At 36.7% G+C, this 13,614-nt stretch carries 9 protein-coding genes; 5 read left to right on the plus strand and 4 right to left on the minus strand.

What is annotated here, in order from left to right; translation table 11 throughout:
• Window positions 1-943 (plus strand): aminotransferase class V-fold PLP-dependent enzyme (locus ACIQ0D_RS07485; RefSeq protein WP_395804269.1); only part of this gene is annotated, 943 nt, incomplete at its 5' end.
• A 67-nt stretch (window positions 944-1,010) separates the two neighbouring features.
• Here the strand turns inward: ACIQ0D_RS07485 and ACIQ0D_RS07490 are convergent.
• Genes ACIQ0D_RS07490 through ACIQ0D_RS07505 form a run of 4 tightly spaced genes read right to left on the minus strand, consistent with a single transcriptional unit; the run spans window position 1,011 to window position 6,007 of the window.
• On the minus strand, window positions 1,011-2,678 hold the full coding sequence (locus ACIQ0D_RS07490; RefSeq protein ID WP_395804271.1) for an L-lactate permease: 1,668 nt from the start codon (window positions 2,676-2,678) through the stop codon (window positions 1,011-1,013).
• Between the two features lie 35 nt (window positions 2,679-2,713).
• Window positions 2,714-3,208, minus strand: coding sequence for a RidA family protein (locus tag ACIQ0D_RS07495; protein WP_291402495.1), 495 nt, complete (start codon window positions 3,206-3,208; stop codon window positions 2,714-2,716).
• A gap of 18 nt (window positions 3,209-3,226) precedes the next feature.
• On the minus strand, window positions 3,227-4,660 hold the full coding sequence (locus ACIQ0D_RS07500) for a hypothetical protein (RefSeq protein ID WP_395804273.1): 1,434 nt from the start codon (window positions 4,658-4,660) through the stop codon (window positions 3,227-3,229).
• Window positions 4,661-4,717: 57 nt separating this feature from the next.
• Window positions 4,718-6,007 (minus strand): amidohydrolase/deacetylase family metallohydrolase, encoded by a 1,290-nt coding sequence (locus tag ACIQ0D_RS07505; RefSeq protein ID WP_395804275.1) that lies wholly within the window; start codon window positions 6,005-6,007, stop codon window positions 4,718-4,720.
• A gap of 191 nt (window positions 6,008-6,198) precedes the next feature.
• Between ACIQ0D_RS07505 and ACIQ0D_RS07510 the strand changes: the two genes are divergently transcribed.
• From ACIQ0D_RS07510 to ACIQ0D_RS07525, 4 genes are all read left to right on the plus strand, one after another.
• Complete coding sequence (locus ACIQ0D_RS07510) at window positions 6,199-6,744, plus strand: RNA polymerase sigma-70 factor (protein WP_395804277.1); 546 nt, start codon at window positions 6,199-6,201, stop codon at window positions 6,742-6,744.
• A gap of 167 nt (window positions 6,745-6,911) precedes the next feature.
• A complete protein-coding gene (locus tag ACIQ0D_RS07515; protein ID WP_395804279.1) occupies window positions 6,912-8,096 on the plus strand; it encodes a FecR family protein in 1,185 nt (394 codons plus the stop codon).
• A gap of 288 nt (window positions 8,097-8,384) precedes the next feature.
• On the plus strand, window positions 8,385-11,855 hold the full coding sequence (locus ACIQ0D_RS07520) for a SusC/RagA family TonB-linked outer membrane protein (RefSeq protein ID WP_395804281.1): 3,471 nt from the start codon (window positions 8,385-8,387) through the stop codon (window positions 11,853-11,855).
• Between the two features lie 17 nt (window positions 11,856-11,872).
• Complete coding sequence (locus tag ACIQ0D_RS07525; RefSeq protein WP_395804283.1) at window positions 11,873-13,474, plus strand: SusD/RagB family nutrient-binding outer membrane lipoprotein; 1,602 nt, start codon at window positions 11,873-11,875, stop codon at window positions 13,472-13,474.
• Window positions 13,475-13,614: the final 140 nt, after the last annotated feature.

The raw sequence follows: 13,614 nt of genomic DNA on the forward strand, positions 1-13,614 counted from the left end.
TGGAGCAAAAATCGCTGAATTATGCCATGCAGAAGCTGCAACGGTAACTTCTGGTGCATTTTCTGCAATTATGCTTGGTACTGCTGGTGTACTTTCTGGCTTAGATGCTAAAAAAGCAGCGATGATTCCTCATTTGGAGGGTTCAGGCATGAAAACTGAGGTAATTCTTCAAAAAGGTCATGATATTGGTTATTATCAAGCGATGAAGAACTGTGGTGTAACCATGGTTTGGGTCGAAACTCGTGCCGATCTAGAGAAAGCAATCAATGAAAAAACAGCGATGATGGCATTCATGAATTGCAATACTAATCAAGGTCAAATTAAGCATGAAGAGTGGCTTGAAGTTGCAAAAAAATATAAAATTCCTACCTTAATTGATATTGCAGCAGATGTACCACCAATTGAAAACTTCTGGAAGTTCAATGATATGGGCTTTGATTTGGTTTGTTTATCTGGTGGAAAAGCTATTCGCGGTCCGCAGAGCTCTGGAGTATTAATGGGCAAAAAGGATTTAATCGCAGCAGCTCGTATAAGTGCTTCACCTAGAGGAAGCACCATTGGTCGTGGTCATAAAGTGAACAAAGAAGAAATTCTTGGTTTATACGTTGCCATTGAGAAGTTTATTCGTACTGGTGAAGAGGAGTGGAACTTCTGGATGAAACAAATTGCTCATATTGAAGATTCTGTGAAGGATCTTCCAAGCATTAAAACTCGTGTTTTTGTTCCAGAATTAGCTAATTGTACTCCAAATCTTGAAATTTCTTGGGATCCGACGGTTATTAAAGCTACAGGGCAAGAAATTCAAAAAAGATTAAGCTTAGGAGAGCCTGGAATTGAGTTAAATGCGGGTAAAAACAATATTTCATTAGTTACCTTCATTATGGTACCTGGCGAAGAGAAAATTGTTGCTAAGCGAATTAGAGAAGAATTATTAAAAGCTTAATTTCTTCCTCAATTTAAACAATAAAACCTGATCAAATTGATCAGGTTTTATTGTTTTTGTGAATTTATTATTTCACTACCATATTTGAAAATGGTATGACATAAGCTTGAAGGAAGACAAATAATCCAACGAGTGCTGCGAGTGCGATACTGTGGAAGAATACATATCTCAATATTTTACCTTCATGCCCGTACCAGTTGGTTGCGGTGCTGGCAACCACAATACTTTGAGCATCCACCATTTTACCCATTACACCACCCGAACTATTGGCAGAGGCCATTAAAATGGGACTCACATCGGTTTGTTTAGCGGTGATGGTTTGCAGACTTCCAAATAGCACGTTTGAAGCAGTATCAGATCCCGTTAAGGCCACCCCAAGCCATCCAAGCATGGTGCCGAAAAATGGATATAAAACACCCGTTTTGGCCAAAGCTAATCCGAGGGTTGCGTCTGCCCCCGAATATTTAGTCACATAGCCTAGTGCAAGCATTGCTGCGATGGTGATTAAAGAAAATCGTACTCTCCATAATGTTTGGAAGTAGATTTTGAGCATTTCCTTAATGGAATAGCCAATAGCAAATCCGGCAAGGATAGCTGCCAAAAGTATCCCAGTTCCTGTCGCTGAAATCCAATTTAGCTTAAAAATAGCCTCTTCAGTTTTAGCAGGTTTTTCTAAAGTTGGTATTGGGGCAATTGGTGGCGAACGTTTTACAAGATTATGAAGATAGCTAACTTCATATTGTGGTGCCGAAATTGAATTTAAATGGTTTTTTACCGTTGGGATGCCCCAAGCGAAAATAAATAGGGTTAAAATTACCCAGGGAGTCCATGCTCGAACAATATCTTTAGTCACCACATTTTGCGGATCTGGCTGCATGATAAGGCTATTTTCATCTTTTTCGAGTTGCCAGATTTTTTTGGGTTGCCAAAATTTCAGAAGTACAATAATGGAGATAATAGAGGCAATGGATGCAAAAATATCTACTAACCAGGGGCCATGATAATTGGATACAAGAAATTGAGTAAGCGCAAATGAAAAACCTGCTACAAAAGCTGCTGGCCATACGCTAATCATTCCACGGAAGCCTGCCATAGCCCAAATTACCCAGAAGGGTACTATAAATGAAAATATAGGCAATTGGCGTCCAACCATGGCCGACAATTTAAGGATATCTATGCCTGTAACAGCCGATAGTGCGATTATGGGCGTCCCCAAGGCACCAAAGGCCACCGGAGCGGTATTTGCAATCAAAGCTAGTCCGCATGCCGCCAAAGGCCTAAAACCGAGCTGTATTAAAATGGCTGCAGTAATTGCTACTGGGGTCCCGAAGCCAGCCGCTCCTTCAAAAAATGCACCGAAAGCATACGCAATCAATATTACTTGCACTCTCGGGTCAGGTGCAATATTGGATAAGTGCATTCTGATGATGGTAAATAATCCTTTATCAACCGTTAATTGGTAAAGGAAAATTAAATTTAATACGATCCAGCCAATGGGGAATAGTCCGTAAGCTCCACCATACAATGTGCTTGCAGCAACCGCAGTTGTGGGCATATTATAAACAAAGAGTGCCACAGCAATTGCAACAAGGAGTCCGAATACTGCTGCCAAATGTATTCGAATATGAAAAATGGCAATAGAGCCTAGTAGAACCAGGATTGGAAGTGAAGCCAAAACAGTTGATAAAAGCGCATTATTTAAGGGGTCGTAGTTTTGTGGCCAGACAAATTCCATTTATGAAAGATTATTCTAAAATATTGTAAAATTGATTATTTGAATGGGTCCTGCGGACTATTATGAAGTTCAAAAAGTGCTTCAATTTCTACCGGGATATTATCAGGCAAGGAATTAAAACCTACGGCACTTCGCACACCAATTCCATTATCTGGTCCCCAAATTTTAGCAAAAAGCTCACTGCAGCCATTTATTACATTGGGATGCCTTTCAAAATCATCCGTACTATTAACCATTCCTAGGACTTTAATCACACGCTTTATTTTGTTGAAGCTTCCAAAATTAGTCTTGATAGTTGAAAGCATGGTTAAAGCAACTTGTTGTGCTGCAAGCTTTCCCTCTTCAATGGTCATGTCTTGTCCTAAGCGCCCCCTCATTAATGATTTGTCATTTTTTACTGGTCCGTGGCCAGATAAATATAAATATTTACCATCCACAACAAAAGGTTTATAAACTCCAATGGGACTTGGAGCAGGGGGGAGGGTTAATCCTGTTTTTTCGAAATTTTGATCGGGTGTATTTTCTTGCATTTTTTTATGATTTTAAAATTAATTTTTGGGCAAAGTGATTTTCCAGATTCTTCCTCCATCCGAGTTTGCTGTACCATGTTCCATCACATAAATTTTGTTTTCAAGCATGATTGCATCCACTGGAGCATTAAAATTACTTACAATACTAGTAGTTTTCATGTAAAAATTATCGGCAGCAGCGCTGTAAGTCATTTTTAAATGTAATAAATCCTTTCCTCCCTTGCGTAAAAGGTTTGTCCCCGGACGATCAGACCCACCACCATACCTAAATACGAATCCATCGCCTTTAAATTCATCTGAAAGCACGTTTTTAGTATCAAAGACTAGTCCCAGTGGTACAGCATGCGCATTAAATGTACTCACTGTTTTACCTGTTACATCACCATCAACTATTTTTCCGGAGGCAATATCTCGGTATTCATTGGCATCGGGACCCATGTTTTGTACTCCAGGAGAGAATTTTAGGCCTTTTGGGATTTTCGGGAATTCTGGGTCATTTCTAAAATATTTTACCACCCAGGCATGGGCTCCGGGACTTATAAAAGGATCTTTTGCAGGATCGGGAATCCAATCGGGATATTGTTGCGGATTTTCGATGCCCGCCATTTGCCAAGGGAAGCCATAATGGTGCCCTTGGCGGATCCAGAACATCTCTTCTGGTTGATCATAATCCCCAGAATTGATTACTCCAAATAGATTGCCTCGGCCATCAAACTCCATGTCATAGGCGTTTCTAATACCCTCAGCGAATAAATAGCCATCAGCTTTTAGCTTTGCCTCATCGGTGCTTAATATTAGATTTTCAGAATTAATTGGTATTCGGAAGACATTGGCTGTTAGAGCGTTATCCCTTGCATTTGGATATGCACCTTTATTGTCTTGAACTTCTCCATGATCAGTACGCGCGCCAGAATTAACATAGATGTACTTTTTATCCTTACTGATTACTAGGGCATTCCAACCATGGTCGAAGGTTGTCGCATTGGTGCCATATTCAACCGTATTAAAGATTTCAGTTAATTTAGGCTCTTTCTTAGACAGATTGTATTTAACCATTCTGCCTTTGGTGCCTTTGCCATTATTTGCACTGATATTTCCACAAAGGAAGAGTGTATTGTTCAAAAAAGCAGCTCCTTGAAGTCGCGTGATACCATGATCCTCAGCAGTGAAAATTTTCTGTTCAATTGCGTTAGGTGTATCAAAATTCAGGATTTTATAAACATTTCCATCAAAAGTACTGTACCAAAATTCGCCTGTTTTCTCATTTCTTAAAAGCCGGACACCAAGCTTTCCAGTATTCATAATCTTTTCAACTAGAACATCTGGTCGGAGAGAAACAGGGGTCTTAATTGGAGCAATGGATCTCTGATTAACTGTATTTATGCTTTTTTCTTGTGATAGACAAATTAAGGAATATGAAAAAAACAGAACTAAAAGCCCTGTTTTTTTCATATTTTGATTTAAAAAAGTCATTTATTTTGAAAATTTATTATTTTATTTTTGTGAAGCTTATTTTTGTCGTGGAAGGTTAGGGATAACATTAGGCTCAGCAATTGCGTTCAAATTATACACTATTTTCCCAGCTTTAATTGTCATTTCTGTTTCAAGTCTATTTTTACCTGATATTTTTCCATCACGAGCATAAAAACCAAAGTCTCCATTTCTAAGGGTGAATATAGCAATATCTGCTTCAGATCCCACCGATAAATTTCCTAAATCTGGTCTTTTAATTTCTTGTGCCGGATTCCAAGTACTCGCTTTGATTACACTTTGAAGATCCATACCCATTGCCATAAATAAAGACATAATGTTAGGCATATTTTTCATCGCATTGTTCATGCTTCCTGTATGGAGGTCGGTACTAATTGAATTGGGATAAAAACCACTTTTAATGGCAGGAATTCCTTGATTAAATAAAAAGCTAGCACCTCCAAAGCCAACATCGAAAATTACACCTCTGTTTTGAGCTTTTATGACATAAGGTTTTACCTTATTTGTAGTTACATCAACAATAGATTCACGTCCGTTGGGACTAGTACTGCCATTTCCTCCGAAGGCATGAGTATAGATATCGCCAGGGCGGAATTTCACATTAAATAGAGAATCGAGCGGTAAAAAAGGGTTGGCGCCACCGAAATCGACCATTACAGGAAGATTTGCAAGCTTACCAGCTTCCATTAGTCGGTCAGTTGGTTCCCAAGTGCGACCATTATAATGTGCTAATTTGAATCCAACAATGTCATTAGGATATTTTTTTGCCATTTCAGCGGCCTTTTTAGGATCCATTTCATTGATATCATTCTCATATTTTCCACCCGCCATTCCTTGTCCCACAATATTTAACATAGCTAGAACCCTAGTTTGCGAACCATCAATAGTTTGTTTTTTATATAGTTCAAAATTTTTCCAACCGGGACTACCAGCATCCACTACAGTTGTTACGCCAGCAGGGAAGGTAAATCCATCAGCTGGAAGTCCCGCGGGTGCATTCATATAAGAGCTTCCATCATGGCCCCAGAAGAAGTGCACATGAGCGTCAATCAAACCAGGTGTAATGTACATTCCACTGGCATTTACGAGCTGTATAGCTTTGGAACCATCAATATTTTTTGCCAAAAGAGCTACTTTACCGTCTTTAATAGCAATATCCATTAGGGTATTGATATTGTTTTTGGGATCAATCACATGGCCACCTTTAATAACAATACTATATGGCTTTTCAGCTTCTGATTGTTGAGCTTGTAAATTATTTGTAAAGAACAAGATCAATGCGATGATTAAAAAATGCTTGTTTTTCATTTTGTTTTTTAATTAGTGAATTAGCTTATTTAATATAAGGTATACCATGATGAGTAAAAAAATCGCTATCACCCCTAGTGCATTCAAACATATTTTGATGTTATCTTTATGGTGATTTTTGTAAAATAAATATCATTTTTTTTTAAAACATATTTTGAATTTCATTTTCCTTTTTCTAAGTTTATTATAAAATGAGTGAACAAAGCAAAATTAAGGATGTAGAATTAATGAACCGACTTCGGTCTGGGGATGATTTTGCCTTGAAGCTCATTTATGATAAGTATTGGAATCAACTTTTCATGTCTGCATTTAATATGTTGCAAGATCAGCAGGCATGTGAAGATGTTATTCAAGATATTTTCATTAATTTATGGAATAAGCGCGAGCAAATTGAGATAAGAGTTTCCCTAAAAGCTTATCTTTTTGCTTCTACTCGATATGAAGTTTACAGACAGGTTCGTTTAGGTTCTGTTAGAGAAAGTATATTCGACCAGGTTCATGAACGTTTGGAATCGCCTTCAGAATATGGCAATATTGAATACAAGGAATTATTATCTCAGATTAATTCAATTGTAGATAAATTATCTGAAAAATGCAAAGTGGTTTATAAATTGAGCCGCGAAGAGCAGTTGTCCCATAAGGAAATTGCAAATCAATTAGATATTTCCACTAAAACTGTGGAAAATCACTTGAATAAAGCTTTACGTCAATTAAGGACTTCTTTAGGCCTTTTTTAATATACGATTTTTAATTCGGATTATCAATAGTAATTGATGATTTCTCGAATCCTTACCATAAAATAATATCCTTTTAATTAAATCCTTCCCACAAAACAATAACATTTTTTTATTAGGGACTAGGGGTACTCAGTAGTTTTTTACTCTTATATACAAACTACATTATTTTGAACAAGGAAAATTTTTACAAATTATTAGATAAATACATTGCAGGGGAGGCTACTAAGGAAGAGGAGCAGCGTTTGCTGAATTTTTATGGAAGTTTTAAACCTTCAAATAAAAATGAAGAGCTTCCTGATATGAAGGAATTAAAACATAAAATTTTCCATAAAATTTCTGAGAATATAAATGTGGAAGTAGAAAATGAGTCATCATTTAGTCTTTTTCACCTGAAATCATTTTCAATTGCAGCGATGATTTTGGTAGCCTTATCCATTGGTTTATATTTTTATTCTAATAGAACTTTACCTCAAGAAGAACAATTTGCTGAGCTAAATGTTAAAAATGATATTCTACCTGGAAACAATAAGGCTGTATTGACTTTAGCAGATGGTTCTAGGATAAGTTTGGACGATGCTGCGAATGGGTTATTGGCAAGTCAAGGTAATATCGCAATCACTAAAACAGATAATGGTGAAATTGTTTATGAAAAAAATACCGAATCGAAAACCAGGGATTTAGTGAGCCAATCAGTAACAAATACTATTCAAACTCCCAAAGGTGGTAAATTTCAAGTCCGATTACCAGATGGAAGTAAAGTATGGCTTAATTCGGCATCCACATTAAGTTATCCTACAACATTTACTGGCAAAGAAAGAAGAGTTGTTTTAAGTGGTGAGGCCTATTTTGAGATTGCTTCAAATAAAAACGTGCCATTTCGTGTGATAAGCAACGGACAGATTGTTGAAGTTCTCGGTACCCATTTCAATATTAACTCCTATGATGATGAAGATTTCACTAAAACTACCTTATTGGAAGGAAGTGTGCGAGTGATTCTTAAATCAACATCAGATGTATTAGGAAAGGCAAAAATGCTTAAGCCAGGAGAACAATCTTTAACTAATACTAAGCAAGCTGGAATTAGGATTGAAAATGCAGATACTGAAAAAGCAATAGCTTGGAAGAATGGTTATTTCAAGTTTAAAAATACACCTATTCAGGAAATTATGCGAGAAGTAGAGCGTTGGTATGATGTAGAGCTAATTTATGAGGGCAATATGCCTACAGATGAATTTACTGGATTTATATCAAATGATGTTAATATTTCGGCGGTGTTAAAAATATTGGAACAGAGTGGAGGTGTTAAGTTTACAGTAAAAGGAAAGAAAATTAAAGTAAAAACGATACAATAAATCCTAAATCTAATAATATGAAAAAGAATGACAGTAGTTAAAAATTAGTAGGGATTAAAATGAAAAAAAACCGCCTTGGATTGCCCTCCAAGACGGAATAATTTCTGGTTAATCCTTTAAAAATTCCGTAAGCACGAAATTTTAATTAATCAACCATAACAAAATTTAAAATGCAAAAGTATGAAAAATGTTTTACTAAGTGAGTGCAGGTCCTTCTGCATTAACAATTTTAGGAATTATCCTGAAATGAGACTTTCTAATCTAGTCTCAAAAAAAACGTTAAAAATTATGAAACTTACCACTATTTTCATTTTAGTAAGTCTGATGCAAGTAAGTGCAAATGGCTTCTCTCAAAATGTTACGCTGAATGAAACAAATGTTCATTTAGATAAAGTTTTCACAGAAATTCGAAAGCAAACTGGTTATGATTTTCTTTATAATACCAGATTACTGAAGAATACGAATCCCGTAACCGTTAAAGCGAAAAACTCTTCTTTAGAAGTAGTATTGGAGCAGGTTTTTAAAAGTCAACCTCTTACTTATACTATTACAGAGAATACAATTATTTTAAAGAGAAAAGATGAACGATTTATAGAACAAGGTTCCGGTTTTTCCTTAATGAATTCGAATCGCGATTTGAATAAAATTACTTCTGCCGGTTCATCTGGTATTGTATCAAATTTCACTATTGAACAACGTCGAGTTGATATTCGTGGAAAGGTAATTGATGCTGCAGGAGAAGCTTTAATTGGAGTGAGTGTTCGTGTAAAAGGTTCGGAAACGGGTGCCTCTACCGATGTAAACGGTAACTTCACATTAAGTGCTCCTGAGAATGCAGTACTTGTATTTACTTATATTGGCTATGTAACTCAAGAGGTTGCGGTTAATGGAAGAGCAATTATTAATGTGACCTTACTTGAAGATCGTCAGGCATTGAGTGAAGTTGTTGTTACTGCATTTGGTGTAACCAAAGCTAAAAGAGGACTAGGATACGCTGTACAAGAGGTTCGCGGTGAGGAGTTTACTGAATCACGTCAAAATAACATTGCTAATTCACTTACTGGAAAAATTGCCGGTGTTGATGCTACCCAAGCTAATTCTGGCGCTGGTGGTTCAAGTCGTGTTATTATTCGTGGTAATACCTCTTTAAATGGAAATCAGCAGCCTTTATATGTTGTTGATGGTATGCCAATCAATAATAATAATAGAGGTCCGGTTACACAAACCGAAGGCTTGAATGCCGACCGTGGTGATGGTATTTCCAGTATTAACCCAGACGATATCGCTACAATTTCAGTTTTGAAAGGTGGTGCTGCTGCCGCTCTTTATGGTAGTCAAGCTGCAAATGGTGTAATATTAATCACCACAAAGAAAGGATCTGCTCAAAAAGGTGTTGGCGTTGAAGTTACTTCAGATGCCAATTTTGGTAGTCCTTCAGTTTTTCCGAATTATCAATATGTTTACGGACAAGGTAATGATGGTGTAAAACCTGCTACGGCTGCTGCTGCATTAAGCTCAGGTCGTTTATCTTATGGAGCTAAAATGGATGGATCAATGGTCATGCAATTTGACGGTGTTATGCGACCATATTCGCCATTTAAAGTAAAAGATAATATTAAAAACTTTTATGAAGTAAGCCAAAACATAACCAATACAATCGCATTTAGTGCTGGAAGTGAGAAATTAAAAACCAGATTATCTGTAAGTGATTTACGTGCACAAGATCAGCAACCAAATTCTAATTATAAAAGAAAAACAGCTAATTTAAATATATCTGGTAAAATGGGTAAAAATGATTTTTTAACCATTGAATCAAGTGTTCAATACAATTTAATAGAAGGTAAAAATAGACCAGGTGTTGGATATGCAGATTTTAACTCAGCATGGCCTGTTTATCTTGCGGCTAATACTGTGGATGTTAGGTACATGGCAGGTTCTGACCCTTCTAGGCCTGGTATTAATGTTGCAACGGGAAGAGAATTACCTTGGAACCCAGTGCCTGTTGCTTTTAATCCTTATTATGTTGCATATCAAATCGGTAATGAGGATGCTCGTCAGCGTTTAATTGGCCGTGCTAGTGTTCAGGCTAACATTTTGCCTAATTTATTTATCAAAGGTACTGTGGCTCGCGACTTCAATTACACTACAGATCAATTATATGTACCAAGTACCAATAACTTTACTCCACTTGGCTATTTCCAATCAGGTACGCAGCAGGATGATAAAACAAACTTTCAGGGAATAGTTAATTATAATGAAAGATTTCTGAAAGACAAAGTTGGTGTGAATATCCTAGGTGGGGTGCAAAGTGAGAGAGATTTCGCAAAAGGTAGTACAGCCAATGGTAACCAATGGGTTGTTCCTGATTTTTATAGTATTACCAATTTAGTCAACAGAGATCTTGTAAATGCTTCAGAAGCTTCCTTTGGCACAAATTCTGTTTTTGGAGAAGCAAACATTGATTATAATAACCTCTTTTATTTAACATTAACGGGTCGTCAAGATTGGTTCTCTGTACTTAATCCAGGATTTAACTCAATATTCTATCCATCAGTGGGAGCTAGTTTTATCTTATCTGAGGTGGTAAAACTGCCTAAGTTTATTGATTATGCTAAATTACGATCCTCATGGGCTGAAGTTGGTAGTGCTACGGTAAATGCTGGAAGTATTAATCAAACCTATGCTGTGAGTACAGTAAATGCCTATGGATTACCAACATTAACTAATCCGAATGTTTTGAATAACCCTAATATTCGCCCAGTAACTGTTGAAACAATTGAAGGGGGATTCGAAGTTCAATTTTTAAATAGCAGAATTGGATTAGACGTTAACTACTATTCAAGAAGAACTAGAAATGATATTCTTTCTCCACCTATTTCAGGTGCTACAGGATTTGCAGCAGGTAGAAGAAATCTTGGTTTAGTATCGAATAAAGGTTGGGAGATTAGTGTAACAGGTGCACCTATCAAAAATGATAAATTTTCATGGGATGTAAGTTATAATTTTAGCTACAACATGAGTAAAATCCTTGAATTGGCAGAGGGAATCGATGTTTTATCTTTAGGTAATGGTATTGGAGGCCCTCAAATGATAAATGCAGTTGGATTACCTTATTCAACCGTTAGAGCCAATGTTATGAAATTGGATGCAAACGGGAACAAGGTATATAATTCAGCTACAGGTTATGAAGTTCAAGAGTTACGTGATTTAGGTGTTGGAAATCCACCTTATTTATTAGGATTAAGTAATAATTTCCGCTACAAGCGATTTAGTTTAACAATTGATCTTGATTCTAAATTTGGAGCAGTTGGTTACAGTAACTTAATTCAATATGCTACCAGATTTGGTCATACTCCTCAGACCCTTCCTGGAAGAGAGAGTGGTTTAACTGTTACTGGTGTTACTGCTGCGGGAGCTCCATATTCGAAATTATGGAACGTTGTAGATCTCGATACCTACTACAATAACTTTGGTAGTGCATATCCTGGAATGTGGGTTTACAAGACGGATTTCATCAAATTGCGTCGTACTGTTTTAAAGTATAATATTCCTGCTAGTGCACTTAAGTTCATGAAAGTACAGTCTGCCTCTGTCGGTATTACTGGTTTTAACTTGGCAATCCTTTACCAAGATAAAAGAACTAAAGAAGCAGGTATTGATCCTGAAATGCAGGAAACTGTAGGTAATGCCCAGGGAAGTCAGGGTGTGGCTTTTCCTAGAACCAGAAATATTGGCTTTAACCTGAATTTAAGATTCTAATATTTAAATCTAAGAACATGAAAAAGACATTCATAAAAATGATATATGCGGCTGGAGCTGTTCTTGTATTTTCAACTATGCAATCGTGTAATACCGATAAGCTTACTGATTTAAACAAGAATCCTAACGCAATTGAATATGTAATTCCAGAATATTCTTTCACCGCTGCTGTATTAGCTAGCGGTCCGGGAGAGAATTACAGAGCTTTAGGCCAAGGATTACAATATTTTTCCTCTTACAAGGAAGTTCCAGCCACTGGAGATAAATTTTACAATTTCAATGGTACGGCTGGTAATTTCAATGTTTATACTGGTCAATGGAATCGTTTACTTCAATTAAACAAAGAGATTCAGGGACCTGAAAATGTAAATAAACGTGCTGCTGTTGAAATCTTAAGGATTTTAGCTTTTCACCAACAAACAGATTTGATGGGTGATTTACCATACACAGAGGCAATGAAAGGCCTGGATAAACTTAAGCCAAAATATGATACTCAAAAAAGTATTTATACGGCCATGCTTACTGAGCTAGAAACTGCTTTAAAATCAATGGATGCATCAAAGGCAAATATTTTTGGAAATGCAGATCCATATTTTAAAGGTGATGTAGCTAAATGGAAGAAATTTGGTTATACCTTGATGCTTCGTTTGGGCATGCGTTTATCAGATGTGGAGCCTGTAACTGCTAAAGATTGGGTTGAAAAAGCTGTTACTGGTGGAGTTATAACCTCATTTAATGATATTGCTTACCTTAAATATGCAAATGTTACCAGTCAAATGAACCCAAGGGTTAATACCTATATAAATGGTGACTTTACAAGCCCAGGAGGTGATAACATAGAGGGAAGTAAATGGTCAGGTAAATTTATTGATCATTTAAAAAACACTTCAGATCCAAGATTGCCTGTTATATCGGTAGTATGGGTTCCAACAGGAAGTACTTATACGCCTAATAACACACCTTCTGCTCAGCGTGGCATGGTTAATGGAAGTATCAATACAAGACCAACAGATTTTGATACTTATTCTGAGCCATCATTACTATACATAGATAGAGGTTCTCCTATAATTACTATGGGACCTGCTGAGGCTTATTTAATTATTGCAGAAGCCGCAGCAAGAGGCTGGAGTGTAGGTTCTACAGCAAAGGCGGCATATGAAAACGGTGTTCGTGCTGCTATGGCACAATGGGCTTTATGGCCAAGCGTAGCTCCTCATTCTGGTGTGATTACTAATGCTCAAGTTGATGCTTATTTGCTTGCTAACCCCTATCCTGAGTCTGGAACTTTTGCTCAGCAATTAGAAACAATTTCAACACAAAAATGGGTTTCAATGCTTGGCGACGATTATGAGGTTTATTCAAACTGGCGTCGTACAAAATATCCAGTGTTTAATTATGCAAATTGGACCAATACTGCTGGACAAAAGGTTTCTTACCCAGGTAACGTAACCGCAGGAAAAATGTGGAGAAGGTTCTCTTTACCAATTTCTGAGAGAAACGTTAATCCTGCAAATTATAATGAAGCAATTAAGCGTCAAAATTATTCTGAAGAGCAAATTGATCTTTTACAAGGCAGAATGTGGTGGGATGTGGGCCCTGGTACTGGTCAAACTAACTAAAATGATATTTTCCGAAATGTTTAATAAAAACATTTGTATTAAGTATCTTAGTTAATTATTTGATAAGAGGAGATTTAAATCTCCTCTTATCATTTTAAATGAAAAAATAATCGGAAAATTATGAAACGTAGAGATCTTAT

Origin of the sequence: Daejeonella sp., assembly GCF_044342615.1 — a bacterium.
Classification (GTDB): Bacteria; Bacteroidota; Bacteroidia; order Sphingobacteriales; family Sphingobacteriaceae; genus Daejeonella.